The sequence below is a fragment of the Salinivibrio proteolyticus genome (assembly GCF_001996165.1).
GTDB classification, from domain to species: Bacteria; Pseudomonadota; Gammaproteobacteria; order Enterobacterales; family Vibrionaceae; genus Salinivibrio; species Salinivibrio proteolyticus.
Map to the genome: position 1 here is coordinate 153,105 of NZ_MUFP01000002.1, position 23,378 is coordinate 176,482.

The 23,378-nt window shown below is 49.7% G+C and carries 16 protein-coding genes and 1 riboswitch; of the genes, 7 read left to right on the plus strand and 9 right to left on the minus strand.

The genetic code is table 11. The features are described 5' to 3' along the window. Positions 1 to 28: 28 nt before the first annotated feature. A complete protein-coding gene (locus tag BZJ19_RS17375) occupies positions 29 to 1,129 on the minus strand; it encodes a methyl-accepting chemotaxis protein (RefSeq protein WP_077674448.1) in 1,101 nt (366 codons plus the stop codon). Between the two features lie 167 nt (positions 1,130 to 1,296). Between BZJ19_RS17375 and BZJ19_RS02070 the strand changes: the two genes are divergently transcribed. Beyond that, complete coding sequence (locus BZJ19_RS02070) at positions 1,297 to 2,322, plus strand: ion channel (RefSeq protein WP_077674449.1); 1,026 nt, start codon at positions 1,297 to 1,299, stop codon at positions 2,320 to 2,322. An 83-nt stretch (positions 2,323 to 2,405) separates the two neighbouring features. Here the strand turns inward: BZJ19_RS02070 and thiD are convergent, their stop codons facing one another. After that, on the minus strand, positions 2,406 to 3,263 hold the full coding sequence (gene thiD, locus BZJ19_RS02075; protein WP_077674450.1) for a bifunctional hydroxymethylpyrimidine kinase/phosphomethylpyrimidine kinase: 858 nt from the start codon (positions 3,261 to 3,263) through the stop codon (positions 2,406 to 2,408). Positions 3,264 to 3,324: 61 nt separating this feature from the next. Beyond that, a riboswitch (TPP riboswitch) is annotated at positions 3,325 to 3,425 on the minus strand. A 173-nt stretch (positions 3,426 to 3,598) separates the two neighbouring features. On the opposite strand from thiD, the gene BZJ19_RS02080 reads away from it, so the two are divergent. Then, complete coding sequence (locus BZJ19_RS02080; protein WP_077674451.1) at positions 3,599 to 4,120, plus strand: NADPH-dependent FMN reductase; 522 nt, start codon at positions 3,599 to 3,601, stop codon at positions 4,118 to 4,120. 35 nt (positions 4,121 to 4,155) lie between these two features. Here the strand turns inward: BZJ19_RS02080 and BZJ19_RS02085 are convergent, their stop codons facing one another. From BZJ19_RS02085 to BZJ19_RS02100, 4 genes are all read right to left on the minus strand, one after another. Continuing rightward, positions 4,156 to 5,916, minus strand: coding sequence for a putative bifunctional diguanylate cyclase/phosphodiesterase (locus BZJ19_RS02085; protein WP_077674452.1), 1,761 nt, complete (start codon positions 5,914 to 5,916; stop codon positions 4,156 to 4,158). Further along, the gene (locus BZJ19_RS02090; RefSeq protein ID WP_077674453.1) at positions 5,913 to 7,808 is read right to left on the minus strand and encodes a PAS domain-containing sensor histidine kinase; all 1,896 of its coding nucleotides are present in this window, start codon (positions 7,806 to 7,808) and stop codon (positions 5,913 to 5,915) included. Before BZJ19_RS02090 ends, BZJ19_RS02085 begins: the two co-directional genes overlap by 4 nt. Before the next feature lie 62 nt (positions 7,809 to 7,870). Then, entirely contained in the window at positions 7,871 to 8,137 is a 267-nt protein-coding gene (locus BZJ19_RS02095) for a DUF3081 domain-containing protein (RefSeq protein WP_069586758.1), read from the minus strand. Between the two features lie 17 nt (positions 8,138 to 8,154). After that, positions 8,155 to 8,943, minus strand: a complete 789-nt coding sequence (locus BZJ19_RS02100) for an HAD family hydrolase (protein WP_077674454.1) — start codon at positions 8,941 to 8,943, stop codon at positions 8,155 to 8,157. A gap of 462 nt (positions 8,944 to 9,405) precedes the next feature. On the opposite strand from BZJ19_RS02100, the gene BZJ19_RS02110 reads away from it, so the two are divergent. Then, entirely contained in the window at positions 9,406 to 11,673 is a 2,268-nt protein-coding gene (locus tag BZJ19_RS02110; protein ID WP_162274207.1) for a bifunctional diguanylate cyclase/phosphodiesterase, read from the plus strand. On the opposite strand, the gene BZJ19_RS02115 is transcribed toward BZJ19_RS02110, so the two are convergent. The 3 genes from BZJ19_RS02115 to BZJ19_RS02125 form a co-directional block, all read right to left on the minus strand. Continuing rightward, positions 11,641 to 12,285 (minus strand): GNAT family N-acetyltransferase, encoded by a 645-nt coding sequence (locus BZJ19_RS02115; RefSeq protein ID WP_235608126.1) that lies wholly within the window; start codon positions 12,283 to 12,285, stop codon positions 11,641 to 11,643. The two genes, BZJ19_RS02110 and BZJ19_RS02115, sit on opposite strands and share 33 nt — an antisense overlap. Before the next feature lie 185 nt (positions 12,286 to 12,470). Next, positions 12,471 to 13,340, minus strand: a complete 870-nt coding sequence (locus BZJ19_RS02120; protein WP_077674457.1) for a DMT family transporter — start codon at positions 13,338 to 13,340, stop codon at positions 12,471 to 12,473. A gap of 285 nt (positions 13,341 to 13,625) precedes the next feature. After that, complete coding sequence (locus BZJ19_RS02125; protein WP_077674458.1) at positions 13,626 to 15,602, minus strand: replication initiator protein RctB domain-containing protein; 1,977 nt, start codon at positions 15,600 to 15,602, stop codon at positions 13,626 to 13,628. A gap of 1,341 nt (positions 15,603 to 16,943) precedes the next feature. Between BZJ19_RS02125 and BZJ19_RS02130 the strand changes: the two genes are divergently transcribed. From BZJ19_RS02130 to BZJ19_RS02145, 4 genes are all read left to right on the plus strand, one after another. Continuing rightward, a complete protein-coding gene (locus BZJ19_RS02130; RefSeq protein WP_077674459.1) occupies positions 16,944 to 18,152 on the plus strand; it encodes a ParA family protein in 1,209 nt (402 codons plus the stop codon). A gap of 9 nt (positions 18,153 to 18,161) precedes the next feature. After that, entirely contained in the window at positions 18,162 to 19,136 is a 975-nt protein-coding gene (locus tag BZJ19_RS02135) for a ParB/RepB/Spo0J family partition protein (RefSeq protein WP_077674460.1), read from the plus strand. A 98-nt stretch (positions 19,137 to 19,234) separates the two neighbouring features. Further along, the gene (locus tag BZJ19_RS02140) at positions 19,235 to 21,259 is read left to right on the plus strand and encodes a GNAT family N-acetyltransferase (RefSeq protein WP_077674461.1); all 2,025 of its coding nucleotides are present in this window, start codon (positions 19,235 to 19,237) and stop codon (positions 21,257 to 21,259) included. Between the two features lie 438 nt (positions 21,260 to 21,697). Next, entirely contained in the window at positions 21,698 to 23,359 is a 1,662-nt protein-coding gene (locus BZJ19_RS02145; RefSeq protein WP_077674462.1) for a DUF342 domain-containing protein, read from the plus strand. The last annotated feature ends 19 nt before the right edge of the window (positions 23,360 to 23,378 follow it).

Sequence of the window (23,378 nt, forward strand, 5' to 3'; positions counted from 1 at the left end):
TCTGTGTCGCTATTTCACACTCATCGCGTTACGCGACTTCTTCGCTGCCTTCAATCGCCAGATGTTCAAGTTTATCAATCACCGTCATACTGGCACTCTCCATCCCTGTTAGCGCCGCGATCATCTGCTCGGGTTGCTGTGCATGAAACGCTGCTACCGCCGCTTTCGCGTGAGTGTGTACTTGCTCATGAGGGGCGGCGATAGCTTTAAAATTTTGTAACTGGGCGAAGTACTGTCGTCCTTCGCCGCGGTCGTACCACTGCCCTAAGCGGCACTGGGTATGGTCGGTCACGTCATCGGCGTTCATGCTATCTTCACCGAGCACCACACGATAAATCGCAAACTTAAAACTGATATGGTCGAGTTTTGCCAGTTCACAAAAGGCACGCAATGCCGATGCTTTAATAGTGGTTCGACTGTGCTGCGCCTGCTCACTTTGCGTCGCCATCGCATCTGCCACCTGTTGGCCTTGCTCGCTATATTTGATCGCTTCACTGGCAAGCTGATCGGTTAGCGTACACGCATGCCCACTCCCGGCGCGAATCTTCTCCACCAGCTGAGTAATATCTTGCGTAGCGGTGGAGGTGCGTTCGGCGAGGTTACGGACTTCATCAGCCACCACGGCGAACCCCCGCCCTTGCTCGCCAGCTCGGGCTGCTTCAATCGCCGCATTCAGGGCCAACAGATTGGTTTGGTCGGCCACATCGCGAATCAAGTTCACAATGCCACTGACTTCCTGTGCGTGTTGGTCAAGAGCACGAATTGCTTCCGACGATTGCTGGCATTGCGCGGATAATGACTGCACATGCCGAGCGAGATCATTGACTTGTTCGGCACATGACGCCGCCTGATGGCTCACCTCCGTCACACGCTCTTTTTCACCATTAATAGTTTCTGCCAGAGTCGCCAGCGAAGATTGGGTCGCGGTAATCGAATCACCAAAATGGCACAGATTAGCGTCGATCGCTTTACCGGTTTGGCGTTTTTTTTGTACCACGGCCAGCTCCGATTCTAACGTCGCTTTTTCGCTGTATAGCGCGTCTATTTGGGCATTGACTTGCTCCAGTTTTAGTTGTAATTCAGTACGTTTTTGTTGCTCTTGTTCGAGTTGACGACGAGATGTAAACACGCGAAATCCTCCTAGTCGGTAATATCTGCATTGTACGCCTTATGCATATGTATGCGCTTGTAATCGATTAAACTGTGATCCTCTCAACGCCAATGCGTTGATTTACACTGTAAACCCATAAGAAATCCCTTCATACTGGCGTTTCCATAGCGAATGAGCGAGACACTATGACCTTTTGGTTGCTTTTTAAACGTTGGATTATCAGCCACTTCGCCCATTTAAACGGGCGTATTCTCGGATTGGTCGTACTTGCCTACGGCGTCATTGGCTGGCTGCTTTTACAATCGGCGGGTGAAACTGAGATGACTCAGTCACTCAGTCGCTACATCTATTACTTAGTGGTCACCGCCTCTACCGTGGGGTATGGCGATTACTCGCCCGCCACCGAGGCAGGACAGTGGATTACCGCCTTTTGGATCATTCCCGGTGGGCTCGGTCTGTTTGCGGTGGTGATTGGGCATGTGACCAGTGCTTTAGTGGATTATTGGCGACGTGGATTACAAGGAAAACGGAGTCTTACTGTGAAAAATCATATTTTAGTTTTGGGGTGGAACGGCCAGCGTACCATTCAGTTAATCCGGTTGTTGCAAAGCGGTATTCATGGCGAGCGCCCGATCGTGCTTTGTGTCCGTCCTGAAATGGAAAATCCGCTGCCTGGCGAGGTGGAGTTTGTGCGCGTGACCAGCTTTACCGATGCAGAGGGCATAGCGCGCGCCGGCATCGACAGTGCCTCTAGCATTATTATCGATAACCCAGAAGACGATATTACGCTTTCTGCGGCTCTGTTCTGCGCTCACAAAAACCCTTCCGCTCATTTACTCGCGTATTTTCAAGATGATGCACTCAGCCAAATATTGAAGCAGCACTATCCGCACGCTGAATGTGTGCCGTCTGTGTCGGTAGAAATGCTGGCAAAAGCGGCCGTTGATCCCGGTTCAAGCCAATTACATCACGAGCTATTGAGCACGGCTCAAGGGATGACCCAATACTGTGCCCGCTACCCCACCGATGCGAGTGCAACCGATGTCGGCACCTTGTTTAATCAATTAAAGCATGAGCATGATGCAACCTTAATTGGTCTCGACAAAGGCGATGGGATCACCCTGAACCCTCGCCTACACACTGAAGTGGCACCGGGCGATCGCATCTTTTATATCGCCGCCGAGCGTTTACCACATTGGTCTGCCGCCTAACGGACGCGTCCAACGCATCTTTGCTGTTTTCTTTTCGATGCCGCTGCCCCACTTGGGTTGCAGCGGATCGTTTCCATCTCGTCTCAGGGCAATTCCGCGACAGCATGCTCTGCTGGCGACAGACACAAATTATCAGGGTAAGCGTAAAAATGATGCACCGGCCCAGCGCCTCTTCCGACCGTTAGCTGCTGACTATGCGCTAAAGCCTCTGTCAAATACTGCTTAGCCGCTCGCCCGGCCTCGATAGGCGTCATCCCTTGGGCATAAAACGAGGCGATTGCAGCAGACAGTGAACATCCGGTGCCATGGGTGTTGGTAGTTTCAATGCGGCGTGCGCGCAAGGTCTGACAGGTATCTCGGCTAATCCACATATCGACACTCTCGGGCATCTGGTGTAAATGGCCTCCTTTGAGCATCACGTAAGGACAGCCTAGATGGCGAAGTGCCGGCACCAGCTCATGCATTTGCTCTATAGAGGTAGGCACAGGCTGACCGGTCAAGCGAGCGGCCTCCGGCAAGTTGGGAGTGAGCACCGTTGCTCGCGGAATAAGCTCTTCAATCAACGCCGTCATGGCCTGCTCGTCGAGCAAAGGGTCGCCGCTGGTCGCGACCATCACGGGATCTAAAATCACCGGTAAGTGTGGCGACCGTGCCAGCACAGCAGCAACTTCACGAATAATCGCTTGATTGGCCAGCATACCGATTTTCACCGCACGCACCGGCATGTCGTATAACACTGCATCTAATTGGGCGCGCACAAAATCGGGCTCAACCGCCAAGACGGCCTCGACACCGCAGGTATTTTGCGCGGTTAGCGCGGTGATCACCGAGCACGCATAGCCGCCGGTCGCTGAAATCGCTTTAATGTCAGCTTGAATGCCCGCGCCACCACCGCTGTCTGAGCCGGCAATGGTGAGAATAACAGGTGGAGATAGGTTCATAATGGCCCCTTAATCATCAGGGGCGGAAGGAGACAAAGTACGGCAGTATGCATCACTTTGTGCGCTGATCGTGTCAGTTCCCTCCGCCAGTGCTAACTGGATCAGGTTCTACGGGTCCTGCTTTCGCAGTCTCAGCAATTACTTGCTCCCCGACTAACTGTGTTCAGGATATGCATCCTACGGATAAAGCGCAAGCCTTACGCATACCGTACCGTCACGCTTTTCACGTTGATTTTCATCCAGTATTGACCTCAACTAATATTGAGGTTTTAAAGTGGCACTTACCTGATAATTGCTCCGTGACAATCACAAGACTTAACTTAAGAGGATAACCAATGAAAGTACTGGCCTTTGGCGCGACGAACAGTCGCCACTCAATCAATAAACAACTGGCCCATTACGTCGCCAAACAGATCCCCAATGCTGATATTTCGCTTCTCGATCTGAACGATTTTGAAATGCCAATTTATAGCGAAGATCGTGAAAACGATCAGGGCATTCCAGCGCAGGCGCAGGCATTTTTCCACGCCATCGGCGAGGCCGATTTGATTGTCATTGCCTTTGCTGAGCATAACGGCAGTTACACGGCAGCTTATAAAAACCTGTTTGATTGGGCCTCGCGTATTGATGGTAAAGTCTTTCAGCACAAGCCGGTGATCATGCTTGCCACCTCACCTGGCCCGAGTGGTGCACAGAGTGTTCTTACCAGCGCCCAGCACTCTGCTCCCTATTTTGCCGCTGAGGTTAAAGGGACCGTATCGCTGCCGAGTTTTCACCAGCATTTTGACCCCACGTCAGGCTTGGTGACCGACACCGAGTTTAATCAGCGCCTCGATACCATTATCAGCCACCTCTAACGCATGACTCATCTCTAATCCGATGATGACCACGGCTATCCAGACACGGGCGCACTGATAGCCGTCGCTGGGCATTCACATCCGGTTTGCAGAAGCTGTTCAAACTGTTTTGATCCCAGCGGTTTGGCATACAAGAAGCCTTGCGCTTGATCGCAGCCAATACGCTGCAAAATCTGTTGCTGGCCAACTTCTTCCACGCCTTCGGCCACCACACCATGGCCGAACCCATGCGCTAGGTCGATCACGCTGCCAACAAGGTGTTTGTCACTGGCGTTGGATGCAAGGTCTTGAATAAAGCTACGATCAAGCTTCACCCAGTCCACAGGAAGCTGTTTCAAATAGCTCAATGAACTGTAGCCTGTGCCAAAATCATCAAGCGCAATGTGCATCCCCGCATCACGGAGCTGTTGTAACTCTTTAAGCGCCACCGACATATGTCGAATTAATGCCGATTCAGTAACCTCAAGCTGAATGATTTGGGTGGGTACTTCCAGCGCTTGGCAGCGGGCAAGAATGCTGTCTGCAAAGCCGTGGCGAAGTTGTTGGGAAGAGACATTGATGGCTAAGTGAAACGTCTCGGGCAAGGTGTATTGCTCTCGCCAACGGACCAGCGCACGCAGCGCCATAGAAAAAACTGCATCGCCGAGTTGGATCATATCGGCACTTCGCTCGGCAATGGGAATAAACTCGGCCGGGCTGATCGCTCCCAGTTGTGGATGACGCCAACGCAATAACGCCTCAGCACCTACCATACTGCCAGTATTGAGATCCCATTTGGGCTGAAAGACCAAAGACAGACCCCCTTGTTCAAGGGCAGGGCTAAGTCCATTACGGATCATATGCTCACGTTGCGATTGCGCATCCAACTCTTGGTGGTAATGACCCACTTCGGTGTCATCGGTCGGGATGGCTAGAATCGCTTGGCGAAAGAGTTGCTCCACATCGTGATGTTCCCCTTCCGCTTGGGCTATTCCCACATGGCAGTGCATCGACATCAAACGGCCATCAAGGGTGTGATGACCACTCAATAATCGACACATCCGCTTGGCAAGTGCGTCAATGGCAGTGATATCTCCTTCCACTAACATCACCAAACGAGTGTTGTCCCAGACGCCAATACGCCGGCCTCTTGCGACCGAGCTACTGGCCAACAGCCCCGCAAGGTGCTTATACAGCGCTTCTGTCATTAAGTGGCCTTGATGCTGTGTTACCGCCTCCATCCCATCCAACGCGATCATAAACACGGTCACCATCCCCTTTGTGAGTTGACGTTCAGCCGCATCCACCAGCGCACGTCGATTGGGTAGATTGGTTAGAGGATCGGTTAAAGACAGGGTACGTAATGCCGCGGTTTGCTTATTCACTAACATTTGCAAACGCGCCGCTTGATCACGCTCTTTCAGGGTTTTGAATTGAAAATGAAGAATATTATGGATGCGCTGAAGCACTTCATGATGGTCAAACGGCTTGGTGAGATAATCAATGGCCCCACGACATAAGGCTTGGTTGCGCAGATTGTTATCACTATCGGCAGTGAGCACCATCACTGGGGGACAGTGCTCACCGAGCGTATTGTTCAACAGATCGAGTACATCCAGTCCCGAGCGTTGTGGCATACGCATATCAAGCAAAACTAAATCGGGGACCGGGGAGAGGTAATCGGTCACAAGGCGTGGATCGTTAAGGCCTGTGATGTGTTGATAGCCAGATTGCAGCAACATGGCAGTCAACAAGTCGACATTCTCCGGTCGATCATCAATGATCAGGATCTGCGCTTGGGATTTTTCTCGTGTCATGCCCTGTCCTCCAAAAGTGTTTGCATCGCTCGGCCCAACGCCGTACCCGATACCGGTGAAGCCAAAGTCACAATACTATCGCTATGCGATTGCATAGATTCGGTGTCCGGAACGTTAACCACGATCATGGGCCGTTCACCGAGTCGCGACTGAACCTGATCTGCCATGTCATCAAGCACCGCATAACTGACCATGAACAGTGAGGGCGGTGTGGTATGCGCCATCGCGGCTGCCAACGATAAATCATGGACACAGGTCAAGGTCAGTAACGGCCAATCTTCGAACCAATCGGCCATTAAGCGTTGCTGTGCAACGTCTGGTTCAATAAAAAGCACTCGATGCGGCTGGGTAAGGGTGAATGGTGTGGATGAAGACGCTATCTCGGTCAACGACTGGCCACGATAGGGAAAGGTGACGGCAAAACAACTCCCTTTTCCGACTTCGCTGCTCACGGTGATCTCACCGTGCATTTGCGCAATCAATTGCTGTGTGACCGCAAGCCCTACTCCTGCCCCTTCAATATGGGTTTGCTCTGCAGCTAAGCGATTAAAAGGCTCAAATAACGCGCTCAGCTTATCCTGTTCAATACCAATGCCTGTGTCCGTCACCGCGATCGTTATCGTTTCGGCTTGCTGACGGGTCGATACCGTGACACGTCCACCGGCATGGTTGTATTTAATCGCATTGCTAATGAGGTTGATCAGCACTTGCTTAAATCGGGTCACATCGACGTAAATATCGCCGTTAAGTGCGTCCGGTAGGGTATGGCGCAAACTCACCGTCTGGCGATGAGCAAGGGGCAACAGCGAATCGACAGCCTCGCAAATCATCGGACGCAAAGGTGCCCAGCTTGGATTGAGGGAAATTTTTCCCGCCTCGATTTTGGCAAGATCCAGCACATCATTAATCAGTGTGAGTAAATGACGGCCACTTTGGTGTATTTGCGCCACGTATTGTTGCTGAGTGGCCTCTAACGCCGGCGAGGTCGCATTCATTAATAATTGTGCATAGCCAAGCACACAGTTAAGCGGGGTGCGTAATTCATGACTCATTGCAGAAAGAAAGTCACTTTTCGCTTGGTTCGCCCGCTCCGCGTCTTTCATGGCATTAAGAAGTGGGGTGGCATCATACGCGACAGTCACAATGGCATATGGCTCACCCTCAAGGTGATGGATAAGGGTTTTCGCCAGCTTAAAGGTGCGGCCATCGTTCAGAGTTACATCGGTATGCACCGGCTCGCCATTCATGGTCAGTTGATGATCCAGCGCGTTGAGCGTCTCGCGTCCTCCTTCGGGTAATAACTGAGCAAAGGCATCAGATAACGCCTCCACATTATCGACCCCAACGGCCTGGACACACGCATGATTGGCCATGGTATATCGTCCGCCTAGCTCACGGACAAACACTGGATTAGCAATCGCATTGATGATGGTTTTCAGCTGGTTGCGCTCGTGTTTTACACTCGCTTGCGCCTGCGTGAGCGCGCTGAGATCAGACATGATGCCGATAAACTCACGTCGATTGTCTATCTGTACTTCACTGACCGCAAGGTGTACAGGGACGAGGTGCCCATCGACATGACGGGCCTTAACTCGCCGCCCAGTTCCAATCACTTTTGCTTCGCCACCGGTAAGGTATTGCATCAGATAATGCTGATGCTTACCTTCATGCTCTGGCGGCATCAAGCATTCCACATTTTTGCCCACCAGTTGCCGATGGTCATAGCCAAGCAACGTGTGGGTGTAGGGATTGGCATCGATAATCACACCTGATTCATCAATCACCAAAATGGCAGCGGCTGCACTCGCCACTAGTGCTTGATAGTGAGCATCCGTGCCTGTCACTACGCACTGTTTGTCGGTACGGCTTTTCTTAACGATTTGATTATCCATAACAAATCCTGATCATCGGCCAAAAAAAACGCCCCATGGCGGGGCGTTTATCGAATGTTTGGTCACGACTGTCGATAGTTTTTCACCAAGGCATCGACCTTATTCAAGAACTGCGTTTTAAGGTTTTCGTGCTCATAATCCAGGTGATATGTATTGTGAAACCCCACCCGTAACTGTACGCCATTTCCAGCTAAATAAATGGTGTAGCCGTCATAATCTGAGAAGGCTTCAATACCATCTAGGCGATGTCCTTGTTCGGTTTTTTCTCCAAACTGAGTCACTATCTCGTAGGCGCGAAGTAGATATGCAGGATCTAGTTCGTTTTTCACGCTTCCCTCCTGACCGTTTATCGGAATGGCGCATCACCTCCCCGGCGCAAGGAGTGAGACGGCAAAGGCGACGCGATGACCGGATGCGATGGAACAGTGGTTGCTGGTCCCTGTTCGCGTGAATGCACCGGCTTTTCTATGATATTGGGCAGCGTCGCGAGTGTATCAAGGGTCAGATCGGGACGCGCTTTCTCTATCTCTGTTCCGTAATTATAGCCGTAAGTCACGCAAACAACAGGCGATCCGACCGACCTTGCGGCCTGAACATCATTCACTGCATCCCCAACAACCAATAACTCTGTAGGCGCAACGCGTAAAATCGCCGCGGCCTCGTAGATGGCATCGGGACCCGATTGCAAGGCAGCAATCGCATCAGCTCCTACAATCCGCGTGAAAAAGTGGCTCACGCCGAGCGCTTTTAACAAACTATTGGCGTGAACAGTTTGCATGTGCGTGGTACAGATCATGGGCAGCTGTCGACGTGCCAGTCCTTTCAAGCACTCGAGGACGCCCGGATAGAGTCGTGTTTTTGGCGGTTTTTTGCCCAGATAGGAGGACAGGAAAAGTGTGCGCGCCTGATTCAAGACCGCATCTGACACGCGGCCATTGATCTGGCGTGTTAACACCCGGTGGATCAACAAATCTGCGCCATCGCCGATCCAGTCTTTGATCGTATTCGGATCTTCAGGTGGTAGATCGAGCCCTTTCAACATGCCCGATATCGCGTCAACAAGGTCGTCAAATGGGTCCGCTAGGGTCCCATCCAGATCGAAACATACCGCAGAGACATTCTCCAACTTTTTCATGGAACTCCCCCACAATCAATGTGTTATTACTCGGCAGGAACAGAGGTGTTGTCGAGAGTGTGTCATCCATCGACTCACTAGAAGTTAGCAGAGAAGGTCGTGATCCCCTATCGAAAGATCAGGCATAATGTATCGAATCTGCGCGAGAAGAATGAATAATCAACCACCCTTTTCAAAAGTTCGTTTCCTAATCAAGCCACTAACCAATGAGTGACTCGCATCACATTTTTGCCTTATTGCGTCCAGTGATACCGACCTGCTGACTGTATAAAAAATACGTCATATTTTTGACGACGCCGATCGCCGTCATCACCCAGTATCCAAGCAAGCGTTCACAGAAATGACACAAAATGCCATCAAAATTGTCATCGAGGCACCTTACCCTTATCGCCTCATTGGTTGTCATACGTTGTTTTCTTGATTATGCGCTTTTTGCGATCACAGCCTATTTGGCGATTCGGCGTGGTTATTGCGCTGGCGGGGTTATCCAGTTGGCTAATTTACACGCTAGACATACAGCGTCAACACGGTTTGTTCTCGGTACAAGTTGAAAAACAGCGTCATGTGCTCAGCAAAGCCTTTTCACATATTTATCAGCTACAACTTTCTGCGCAACTCTTTTTACAGCAAGAAACTGGCCCTTCCCAAGCGGCATTTCACCGATTCATTGATACCCATACCCGAGATAATGCTGGGATTGATAGTGTGATGTGGTTGCCTCGCGTGAACCGTGCTGAGCTCAGTGATGTTTTTGCCCAACGTCATCCGGTTCAGCCTTATCCGCCATTAAGCCGCAAAGCGTGCCAATGGGTAATGCGTAACGACACCTTCCCCGCACTTTATGTGTCGCCTAAAGCAAAAGAAAATGGCTATCTGGGTTGGCGTGCCGATGCCCAATGTGACAACACTGTGACCATGGAGCGTGCCTATTTCAAACGCCAACCAGAGGCTATGCTCATCAGTGATCAGCATGGGTACGGTGTGCGCTGGTTTGCCGCGATTACCGAACCTGATGGTCAGTTGCGGGGCTATCTTGCGACCACCTTGTATTTCAACTCCTTTTTCCCGGCACTTTGGCAAGGCGACACCCCGTCTCCAGCGATGGCTATGACGGCCAAAGAAGCGTTTGGGCATCAGCAGCTTTTTTCCACCCATTCACCCGCGCGTCTGCATCCTTGGCAAAATCAACGCGCAGATACCGATCTTATTGCCATTCCCGGTAGCGAAGAGGGGCTGGTGGTTCAGTTCTTTGATATTCAATCTCGAAGTGCTGCAAGTCGCTATGCCATTTTAGTTGGCATTTTGGTGCTTGCGTTGGGGCTGTCTATTTTGGCGAGTTTCTGGTCCTATGCGAACAGACTCACGCTGGCACAGGCACTGGTAACCAATCAAACACGCCAGCTGTATCATCAAGCTCGGCACGATAGTTTAACTGGGCTGTCCAATCGTGCGGCGCTCGATAGCATGCTGGAACGTATGCTGGCGATGTTGAAAGCCCAACGCGCGACAAGCTTTACGCTATTGTTTATCGACCTCGATCGTTTTAAGGCCGTTAATGACTCCCTCGGGCATGTGGTCGGCGATACCTTACTTAGACGTGTCGCGTCGCGATTAAGCCGTTACATCCCCGATGAGCGTATCTTTCGCTTTGGTGGCGACGAGTTTATTGTCTTGCTCGAGCAAGATTGTGCATTGGCATTGGCACAAACCAAAGCCAAACAGTTGCTTCGCGCATTGAGTCAGCCTTATTCCGTTGACGAGCATGTTCTCAATATCAGTGCCAGTATCGGCATCGCGACAGTGAATAACGCCAATGCCTCGTTGCTTGATATTATTCAGCAAGCCGATATTGCCATGTATCACGCTAAGCTCACGCGAGAGCGTCTCGCGATATTTCAACCTGCGATGCTGGCCAAAGTGCAACACCGCTTTATTGTCGAGCAAGATCTTAAAAAGGCCCTCGTCGAACATCAGTTCACGCTTGCTTATCAGCCTATTTTCGATGGAAAAAATGAAACACTTAGCCACGCCGAGGCGCTATTACGCTGGTACCATCCAACCCTCGGGACCATCTCGCCCGCTGAGTTTATTCCTATCGCAGAGGAAACCGGCTACATCATCGAATTGGGCGAATGGGTATTGGAGCAAGTCGCGCTTAAACTTGATGACTGGAGTGAGCGTTTGCCTACCGGTCAGTGTCCAACAATTACGGTTAATGTTTCCGCTAAGCAATGCCAAGCAAGCTCCTTTGCGGATGACATTGCAGACTTGCTCACACGCCATCGATTTGCACCTCAGTGCTTAGCTTTAGAAATGACAGAAACCGCCTTGCTGGAACACTCCGAGTGTGTCGCGACAAACCTCCAGCGTCTCCATCAATTGGGTGTGAAGCTCTATCTGGATGATTTTGGTACGGGCTACTCGTCGTTATCGTTATTGCGCCAATATCCATTCAGTGTGGTGAAGATGGACCGCAGCTTTATCATGGATATCGATCAGCCAACCGGCAAAGCAGCCCCTTTGTGTCGTGGGATTATTGCCATGGCCCATGCGCTTGATTTGCGTGTCGTCGCAGAAGGGGTCGAAACACGGCAACAGCTTGCTTGGCTGAGTGCTCATCAATGTGATTACTTGCAAGGCTATGTATTATCACGCCCGCTTGAGAGTCACGCCATCGACAAACAGGTGATGCCAGCATCACACCAGCGTATGATGCTTGTGCATGGTTGATGCCGCGGCAAGCGGCACGGGTTGGGCGTCTAAAGAGACACTATGGATCCCAGGCTGGGTAGAGGCGTGATGTAACCCATACCACTCTTCGCGAAGCACACCGAAACGTAACGCATCATAGTACTCACCTTGAAAGAAGCGCACCGAACGCAACCGGCCTTCTTCTTTCATGCCTAACGCCTTCGCGCAGCACATCATACCGGGGTTCCCTGACCAAGTAGTCAGCCCTATCCGGTTAAGCGTTTGGCAGCGAAATAACTCATCCACCCACAAGGTCAACGCGCGACGACCGATGCCCCTACCCCAATCGGCGGGGTCAAAAATAGTGATCCCCACTTCAAGCCAGCGTGTGCGTTTGTCTTCCCAGTAGAAGGTCACATAGCCCACAGGACGTTCATCCACACAAATGACTTTGGCGCTGTCGCCAACAATAAAACGTCGGAACAGGCCAAACCGAAAGGACCAAAATGAGACAGGTTCGAGAGGAATATAAGGCGCGTCAAACTGCTTCCACGCGCGAGAGTGATAAATCTGACGCCAGAAATAGGCCGCTTCACGACGAAAGGCGGGTCGAATCGTTACCCGCGGCGTCTCCATTTCCTTCACTTCCATGTTCGTAACGATTTCTCCTTGGGTTCACTACCAAATAATCGGTGATGAGGCCGATGACTTCACGCGGCCTTGCGCAGGCGTCACCCATAAAGGCATCCAATCTAACTCAATTAACCACCACATCGCTCACCTCCTATCAACACCCTTGGTTGATACTACGCTCATTTATCAAGTGTAGACGGTTGTCAGCGTGTTGGATGGGTAGATCGTTGCGATAATCCAACGCCGATAAGCACCAAACTGCCACCAATGAGGTGATAGTACGTTAATACTTCATCAAGCCATATCATGGCAATGCCTGCGGTGAGTACGGGTAATAAGTTCATGTACATCGCGGTACGGCTAGCGCCATTGAGCGCGATCGCATTAAGCCACAATGCAGGCGCCAACACCGACGCGCCAACGGCCGCAAAGCCCACCAAGGGATATGCGTCGGGAACAATATCAGCACTGGGCGCGGCATAAAGCACAGGCAAGAGCATCAATACTGCAAACAATGCCTGTACATACACAGAAACCCAATTAGAAACCGACATCGGCCAGCGTTTGAGTAATACACAATACAAGGCATAAGCAGACGCGCAAATCAACATGAGTCCGTCACCGACAGTGACACCGCTTTCAAGCAGCGCCATGGGCTGACCTTGTGTGAGCATATACCCAAGCCCCGAGAAGGACAATATCGCGCCAGCGATTGCGATACGTGTTAGAGGTTGGTTCAAAAACCATACGCTAAATAGCAAACTGAGCATTGGGACCAACGACATAATTAACGCCATATTGGTGGCGGTAGTCGTTTGTGCTGCGAAATAGGCGACCGATTGGTTGATCACCATACCCAGTGACGCCAACACCGCTAGGCGGGGTGCTAATTTAAACACCGCACGTCGTTGTCGCCATAAAGTCGGCAGACAAAAGGGAGTAAGCACTAAAATCGCAAAGAACCATCGATAGAAAGCCATGGCGCCAGGAGCAATCACCACCACCGCCATCTTGTTGACGATGGTATTCATCGCCCAAATCGACACTGCCGCAAAGGGCAAGAAAACAGGCATAGATCTCCGAAACAACAAAAATCAATGAAGCAAAAGCAGGCAGTTTACACTGTAAACTCACCAATGAAACGCCTAATTGACTGGGCTTTCATGCTAGGAGGTGTTGTTCAGACAAAGAAAAAGCGGGCAAGGGCCCGCTGGCGAGATAAGTGCCAAAGGATGTCGACGAGGACATCAAATAGGACAAAGGTATCTATCGAGATTGAGTATATCGTCCTTACTTTGGCAATTGTCAGCGCTTGGTTAACTTACTGCCAATCCTTATTGACATGATAAACGGTAAGGTCAACGCCCTGAGGCGATCTCATCAAGTACGCTTAATACTTGCCCATCTAAATGGCCTTCATACACGCGCTGACAGACTTTACGACGTACGGCTAAGCCAGAGATCAGTCGCTCGATGGAAAGATGACGCTCTTGCTGCTGTTGGTTATAAAACTCAATGGTACGGCTTAGCGTCTCGTACGGCACCACATTATCACCCACCATCAGCCAATCCAGCTTTTCTAAATAGCCTTGGCATTCTTCCGTGATCACAGACGCTGGATGCCCCGTCATTGCGGATAACGCCGTGATACTGCGTTGTAGGGCTTCTTCCGAGGTATATTTCGACAACACGATCGTGAGCTCATCCGCGTTCACTTCAACCAAATGCTTGCGTAACTTTACACGCCGCCCTAACCGACCGCTGGATTTTTCTTTGCGTTGAATGGGTTCAAACTCCCCATCAATGATCCCGGAAAGCTGATCAAGGTCTTGTTTGGGTAAAATCTCATTACGCAGCGGGTTCGGCATGGTCGGCGCTAGCGATCGTTTACCTTCGTTATACATCTTGGCCCGTGAATAGCGGATCACTTCATCCACATTGCACTTAATATCCATCCGGTAGTCAGGATACTTTTTATCATCCTCGCGAGTAAGGGTCAGATGATACCCCCACAGATTCACCGCAAACACATCATCCGTCACCTTCCCATCAGCCAGCTTTTTAAGCTCTCGAATGAGATCGCTCGAAAAACGGCGCCATTCGATGTTTCTCGCCATTTTCTGGTTTAGCTCGCTCAGCAACAAGGAATCTTCTAAACGACGCGACAGACGGCTTCTGAAGAGCGAATACAGCTGGAAGACCAAGGTATGCTGACGCAAGATCTCGGGGGGGAACAAGAAGAAATAGTCCCTAGTCATCAATTCTTCGAAAAACGACGGTTCCCAGACCAAAATATACAGATTCGGTTTGATCTTCACTTCACCATCATCCCCTTCTTTTGGGGCTTCCTCGGAGGCTGTGATGGTGCGTGCCAGGAAGCGGAAACGGTCACTTTTAAACCCTTCCGGCATGTTTTCGCTCAACCAACGTCCCGTCAGCTCGTGCAACTGAAAATCAGTGAATTCAATCCGATCGATACTTTCACGGATGGCATCTCGCGCTGGACCACTGTCTTTCTTACCGCGCAGCTGCAGGATGTCCGTAATATAGATTGGCGTTTTATTACCGATGGTCTGCGTCTGCAGTTCATAACTGGGCAGATGATGATCATGGTATTGCACTGTCAGTGTAAACAGCGCAAACAAGGTCATCAGATCGTCCACCGTCATGATAGACTTCGCTGAGCGTGTCTCGATGATCGCTTTGGTGCCACTGATCGCAACCATCGACTTTTGGTAACTTTTTTTCGTTCGCGGCGGAGCCAATGCTTGGTCAATGATCCCAGCCCAGCTGGTCGGCGATACCAAAATCTGATCTTTCTCATCCGGCATCGTGGGAGGCGTGCCTAGACCATGCTCACTGAGCAGTTGGCGATTCACTTGGTTTTGTGCCAATGCCTTCGAGCGTTTTTGTTTGACCACATCACGGCTTTTCTCTGTCATTAATCCCGCACTGCCGAGGGTTGAGATTAAACGACTAGGATTAACGAAGCGGTGAAGCATGGTTTTGCCTGCTAAGCCTTCCTCGAACCGCACCGGTTGTTGGACGAATAACCCTAGGCTGACAGCCGCTCGCAGTCGTTGCTGAATCGCGGCACGGGTGAGTTGGCCTTCAGTGGCATCGACCAATTCTGTGGTTGATACATAGCCATCTTGGGAGGAAAAACCACGGACTGAAATCAGGTTCAGTAACTCAAGAATACTTTTGGTTACCCCTTTAAAATGCTCATATTGAGCAAGCCAGTCAACAAGTTGAGCGTGCACTTCAAAAAGATGCCCGTCTTTGTGCGATCGTGGGGCTTTAATCAGTATTTTTTCTGGTTTGGTGCTGCTCATGTGCAGTTCGTTCCTTTCCCGATAGCTTGCTCACTGAAGAGCGAGAATAGTCAAATAAGCAAAGACCGTAAATTGACCATACTTCCAGATAAATCCTAATAAAAAAAAATCATAAAAGAAAGATCTTTTTTATTAGTGCTTCTAACTGATCTTTATGATTTAACTGATCTAATTTGATGATCTGATCTATTGATCCATGAGGCGATTTTTATTTAAGTGTTTGTTTATTAGAGTTTTATTTTTTGACACCCTCGAAAGCATGATCAACACAAGGTCGGAGGCATGATCAACATACGTCACCAACGATGATCATGTAATGCCCGTATCAATGATCATCAATAGCGCGAAGCGATGATCATCAATCGATTGAAACTATGATCATGGCCCACACACACTTTATCCACAGGCAAGTATTACCTTGTGTGATTATCCTAGCCAAAATACGTGGGATAGCGGCTGTTTATGGTATGGAACTATGATCAAGCTAGCGTCATTTCCAGCTTTCCCGGTCAATATCGGTGAGATTGTCACCAGACGAGGAGGGATAGGGAGCGTTTGGTCTTAAAATTGAAATGACATTCACAGTAGATTAGCGAGGCTGAGATATGTGTCCGACTTGCGGAACAATGATCATGATGGCGATCGTGCTGCTGGATCGTATACGTAGCGATGAATGAGAGCCTACTGTAGCCGCGGAATGGTGATACGATCCTTTGCGATCCCTTGCTATATCTGACATTAACCGTATTTTAGCCATCTAGCTTCATCGTTCCGGTTAGAATAGGGAAGAGCCCGTTTGTTGTGGTTCACTTGATCATTTTTCCGTGTTCAGTGGTGTTGTTGAGCGTCCATTTGCCGACAAATTCAACGGATATGTCACTTGATCATCGTTCCTTAACAGGGATACTGATAGCGCAAGCATGATCAAGGTTACTACGCTTTACATCGCATCTGCCTTGATCATGTTTTCGGGAAAAATGATCAAAAGCCATGTTAAAGGCTATTGGGGGCATCAAACGAAGTAGAAAAGTGAATCGTGAAGTTTCATCAGGCAGACAATTAGGGTTGAAATGACACTATCCGTAATTTGTCCATCATGAAATAAGCTTCCGTGAAATGTTTCCGTTTACATTGTAAATAAGTGACAGTGTGACATTTTAAATATTTGGCGCTTTTCCTACACGAGTAGGCTGATTCTGGCGGCCAAAACTGCCCTTATATTCGCTGGAATAACAATTGTGAGCAGGATCTTTATTTGATTGCTATGCGTTCAGCTTTTTATTGTATTTGCTTCTTAGTGCTGTACAATCGCCAATTATTCCTCATGATGGCGAAAAGAAGATGGATAGGGAAAAGACGATTGAAAACCTTCGCAATATCGCTGCGCAGACGAAACAAGTTCAGTCTGATCGCGTCGAAATTGTGATGGAAGAGCGACATGATCAGCTGTTTCCACCAATGYCAAAAGCGTTGAYGGAAACCCGATCTGGCTTAACCCGTCGTAAGCTGGATGAAGCAATTTCTCGTATGGAGCAGCAAGGGCATCAGTTCACCAAGAACAATGCAAACCACTACTCGATTACCTTAGATGAAGCTCATAAAATCATGGACGCGGCCAATGTCCCCTCTTTTCATGAGCGTAAGGGAAAAGCCCATAAGCCGTGGGTGATTAACATCCAGAACCAGAAAGGCGGAACGGGTAAATCAATGAGTGCGGTGCATCTGGCGGCGTGTATGGCATTAAACTTGGAAAAGCGCTATCGCATTTGTTTAATTGACCTGGATCCCCAAGGGTCATTGCGCCTGTTCCTCAACCCACAAATCAGCCTGACGGAACAGGAAGGGATTTATTCGGCGGTCGACGTCATGCTGGATAATACCCCCCAAGCGGCAGATAAAGATTTTATGATGCGTAATGTCTTGCTGCCGACGCAATATCCAAACTTAAAAACCATGGCTGCCTTTCCTGAAGATGCCATGTTCAACGCAGAAGCTTGGCAAGCATTGGCAAGCAGTCAGTCGCTCGATGTCGTCGAACTACTTAAAGAGAAGGTTATTGACCCTATCAGTGATGAGTTCGACGTGATCATGATTGATACGGGCCCGCACATCGATCCCCTTGTTTGGAATGCGATGTATGCGTCGAATGCGTTGGTGATCCCGTGTGCCGCCAAGCGTTTGGATTGGGCATCAACGGTAAACTTTTTCCAGCACTTACCTCAAGTGTATGAAATGTTCCCTGAAGATTGGCATGGTCTCGAGTTTGTACGCTTGATGCCAACTATGTTTGAAGATGACAATAAAAAGCAAATTTCAGTGTTGACTGAAATGAACTACCTTTTGGGTGACCAAGTGATGATGGCGACGATTCCACGAAGCCGCGCGTTTGAGACTTGTGCAGATACGTATAGCACTGTTTTTGATTTGACCTCGCAAGACTTTGAGGGAGGTAAGAAGACGCTATCAACTGCGCAAGAAGCGGTGCACCGTGTTGGGCTTGAGCTTGAGCGCGTGCTACATAGTCACTGGGCATTGCTCAATCAGGAGTGATAAATAAAAATGGCGATTAAAACTTCCGATTTGAATGCACGTTTGTTTGCTAAGGCCGATAAGCGACGCGCAACCACCACGCAAGAAGCGCAAAAAGCGGCTAGCGAAAAAGCAGCGGTGATTGAGCTGGCCGTGGCCGGCGAACACACTGTTGAATTTGAGTTAATTAAAGTACCGGCGGCAGATATCGCTGAGAAAACCACGGTATTTGATAAGAACGCCCGAGAGCAGTCGTTTCTTAATGAGCTTGCGCTATCAGATATTCTCACCACGCTCAAAGACCGCGGTCAGCAATACCCCGCGGTGGGACGTTGGTTAGATGATGGACGCATTGAGGTATTGGACGGTAGCCGCCGTCGCATGTCGTGCTTGATTGCAGAGCAAGACTTCCTCGTTTATGTCGCGAAAGGTATCAGTACGCGTCATGCAAAATTTCTCTCCGATGTTGCCAATGCGCATAAGCCTCTGTCGCTCTACGAACGAGGTAAAGAGATGCAAGCTATGTTGGATAGTGGCGAAGTGGCTGATCAAAAAGCGCTGGCAACCGTCTGTCAGTGCAGTGAAGCATTGGTCAGTGGTGCGTTGAAAGCCGCTGCCCTACCCTTACCATTACTGCAAGCCTATCCGAGTGTCGCCGAACTTGGCCGTCCGACCATAGTGAAGTTACATCGCTTGTTCTTTGGCTTAGACAACAGTCAACAGCAGGCACTATTGGATAAACTGGGAAACACGCCGTTGTGGCAACAAGTGGATGCGCAGGGCGTGACGCGTATTACCCGAGAAGTAACCTTGCATATTGAGCAATTCAAGGATGAGTTAGTTGCGCCAAAAGCAAAGCAAAAAGAGCAATCAACGACCTTAGTGGAAGGCCGTGCGGCGTATCGACGCAAAGGCAGTAGTTTAAGCATCAACCTTAAAAAGATTGATGATCAGCAAGCCGAACGTATTCTTGCATTGATTAAAGAGCAGCTCGATAACGCATAAGCCTCGACCTCACGATTGAATATCGGCACGCATTGCGTGCCGTTTTTTTTGCTTTCAGTTATGATCAGTCTATTGTTTGCTACTCGATTAGGCATTTCATGTCGGCCACTTCTCTGTTGTCCCAGTTTTTCTCTCAACTCATTGAAACAGCCCAAGCCCGCTCGCATCGTCAACTGGTGGTCTCAGAGCGGTCGGTGGCTGAGATTCTCTTAGCGTTAGGAGAAGCGTCAGTGCGTCGCGTAGGAAGTCAGGATCTCCCAGATGTCATCAGCTGGCGGCAAGCCAAACAATGGTTGGGGCAAGAGTGTGGTCATCTGTTGGTAGACGTTGATGATAAATTTAATAGCGAGGCTTTCTGTGCCATCAGTGGTTGCTGTCGAGCCGGCTCACTGATCATCTTGCAGGTGGCTGACGATGTGGCGACGTTACCGTTATCGGTCAGAAGAATGCTAGGGCTTTTGCAAAATACGGATAGTGTGGCTTGGATTTCACATCAAGGCTGGCGGGCGCCCACCCTTCCGTCTTTATCCGACGTATCTCATCTCGTTTCACAACAAGATGCAGTTGACGGATTAAAAAAAGTGGTCACTGGGCATCGCCGTCGCCCCTTATTGCTGACCGCGGATCGTGGGCGTGGCAAATCCGCGGCGATGGGAATGGCGGCAGCGCAGCTAGCCTTACAAGCGCCAAGACAGATTGTGGTGACGTCACCAACCCCCGCCAATGTCACTACCTTGTTCGCGCATGCCAAACGGCAGCTGGGCACAACGGATGTGAATGGGCTCGATGTTGGCGTTGGAGGAAGTCGTATTCGCTTTGTCGCACCAGATGCGTTGCTGCGAGAATGTCCTGACGCCGATCTTCTCTTAATTGATGAGGCGGCAGCGATTCCACTGCCGATGCTTAGTCAGCTTCTTCGTCAGTATAGCCGTGTCGCCATTGCCAGTACCGAGCATGGTTATGAAGGAACGGGTCGCGCCTTTACACTTAGATTACGCGCCCTCCTCGATGAAGAGCAGCCACAGTGGCGCTCTCTCACCCTAACCGAACCGATGCGTTGGGCCGAAGGGGATCCGGTAGAGACCTGTCTGAATCAGCTTTTCCTACTCAATGTTGTTCACGATGTGATACCCCCAAAGGTGGAGCTGAGTGCGGATAGCGCTGTGCAGTTTAAAACGCTCAGCGCTGAACATTTATTCCATCATGAACGAGAGTTGGTCACGCTATTTTCTTTATTGATGACGGCCCATTATCAAACATCGCCCAATGATTTAGCCTTATTGCTTGATGATGATAGTTTGCATATCGTCGTTGCCACACGAGGTGAGCATACGATTGGCGTTGTGGTGGTAGCGGAGGAGGGAGGCTTTTCACCGGCGTTAACTAAGGCAGTGATTGCAGGTACTCGCCGCATTCGCGGGCACTTACTGGCACAATCATTGGCGACTCACCTTGGAGACAAGAAGGTGTTAGAAAACAAGCTATGGCGTATTCAGCGCATTGCGGTCGCCCCTGAATGGCGTCGGCACGGCGTCGCAAGTGGACTACTGACGCATCTTCAACAGCAAGCCAAGAAAGAAGATGTAGCCTGTGTGGGCACCAGTTTTGGGGCGATAAAAGACCTTATTCACTTTTGGCAGAAGCAAGGTTTTGCTCCGGTCAAACTTGGCATGAAGCGCGATCAAGCCAGTGGGTGTTACTCATTGCAGTTAATTCGGCCGGTAAAGACGATGACATGGATGAAAGAAGCCGTGACGCTTTTTCAGCAAAGTTTTCCCTTCTCATTGATGAGTACACATCAGAATTTGGAGCCGGAGATCGCGGCGACACTGGTCGCATTCATGCCCTCTCGTCCGCTAACCGACGCGGAGACTCGTCAAGTACAGGGCTATGCGGCTGGAGGGGTAGGCACTGAAGCGGCGATTGGGAGTTTGCAAGCTTGGACAAAGTGGACATTCCAGTCAACGTCGCCTGTCGAGTGGGGTTGGCGCGAGGCGTTGTTAACCAGTAAAGTCCTACAAGGTATTTCTTGGCAAACCGTCTGTGCTCGATTTAAGCTGTCAGGTAAGAAGGCGGCCGAGAGAGTTCTGCGCACTTACGTTGCCGACCGCCTGAATGATTGATACCTATTTACAGTGTAAATTTGATGTCTTACCTTCAGATCTATTTACACTGTAAATCAGTGCCAAATCGCTACTACTATGCTTATTTTTATGGTGACAGAGATTTCTTCGCGCTAAATGGCACCCATTCTGACCGGAATGAGTGATATGCAATAAGGTGTACGCATCTCACCGTATCCTCACACTTTTTTATGATAAACGCCTCCTACCTCACGCTTTTAGACGTGATGCCGCTTCCATGTGCACTAAAACCTCTATAATTTATTATTAATGAGACAATTGCGCGCGTTAACGTTAAATCTCAGCTAATTTTATAGTGAGTCGTGTAGTGATAATCACCTCTGCGATAGGCTCATTTCGTTAATATATATTGTCCAAATATGACGATGACGTTAACGATGAATTTCTCCCAAAGGGATCGAATAGGCAGGGACAAAGATGCTAGACGAAATCCTACGTATATCGCAGGATGGTCAACGAGTATATCTATCAATAGGCGGGCGTCATCTAGATGATGAGCCGATTGATAAACATCAAATCAAAGACTGGTTGGTTGCCAACCAGGTCGGTAGTTTCTTTTGTTTTGACGACACGATTCAATCAGCGCTCGCAAAACTCAATGACAGCACAGAGCACGATGAATCTGAAGAAATCATTATCGCAGAAAGTCGTGATGCGACAGTCGAAGCACGTATTGCTGACGATAAAATGACAGCCTACCTAGTCGTGAATGGTGCCTGTGGGGGAAATGGTCTTAAAGCAAATGACATACTTTCGACGTTGCGTGAAGCCAACATTGTGCGTGGTATTAAAAAACCTACCTTACAAAAACTCCTCTCAGCCTCCGGCCGCTTAAAGCCGGGTGAATATCTAGATGTCCCGGTTGCGTTTGGCCGTCAGCCGGTGCCGGGTGAAGATGCACATATCGTTTATTTAATTGAAGATCCCGCCGACCGAGTTCGTCGACCAAGAGAGCGTGATGACGGGCGAGTCGACATGCGTGATCTCGGTGAGATGGTGATGGTGAAAAATGGTCAGCCGCTCGCCAAGCTGGTGCCTGAAACCGCTGGTTATGAAGGATTCACCGTGACGGGATCAGTATTACCTACTACACCGGGTAAACCAATGACGTTGAATGCGCATGATGGTAGCGAATTCAGCAGCAAAGATCCCAACACATTGGTAGCAACCATGGCGGGTATTCCTCGCTTACAAGATGATGGTGTCGCTGTGGATGATGCTTTGAGCTTGGACTCGGTCGATGTGGGAACGGGGCACGTTAATTTTGAAGGAAGTGTGGTGATTAAAGGCGATGTCGAAGTTGGAATGAAAGTAACCGCTTCTGGCACCGTTACCGTCGGGGGAGTCGTTGAGTCATGCACTATTACGGCTGGCGGTGATATCATCGTACAAAATGGCATTATTGGCCGCCAAGTCGCTTCTGACTCAGAAATCAATTGTACTCTCGTGGCGGAAGGCAACATCGTTGCTAAATTTGCGCAGTATGCAACCTTGTGTGCTAACAACAATCTCGAGCTCACTTTGCATGCGATGCATTGTCAAACCCATGTGGGAAAATCCCTGATAATTGCCGATGCCACCAAACGAAAAGGGACGCTCGCGGGCGGTAAACACGAAGTGGGTGAAAAAGTAGAAGCTGTGATCATCGGTGCGAGTGCAGGGGCACACACATATATTCATTGCTTCTCACGCTTGGCGTTGTTGAAACGTGAAGTGGTCGATCTCAATAAACAATGGGAAGAGAAAAAAGCGCAACTTAACCGTATCAAAGCCGCAGAAGCCAAGCTTGAAGCATTACCGGCTCAAAAGCGTGATGCAGCGATGGTAGAGCGTATTACCACCACGCGCGATCATCTTTTTGAGGAAATAGAGAACATCGAGCAGGATATCGAAGTAACGGATGCACAAATTGCGGCGGGCTACCGAGAGGCAACAATTGTCGCGACCAAGTCTCTTCTGAGTCGAGTGCATTGCACCATCGGGGAAGAAAAGCATTCTGTCGACTCTGAGCATGGTCCGTCTATTTTGATGTATGAGAATGCAAAAATTCAGCTTAAACCTTATCAAGCTAAAGCTTAATCGCGAGTTTACACTGTAA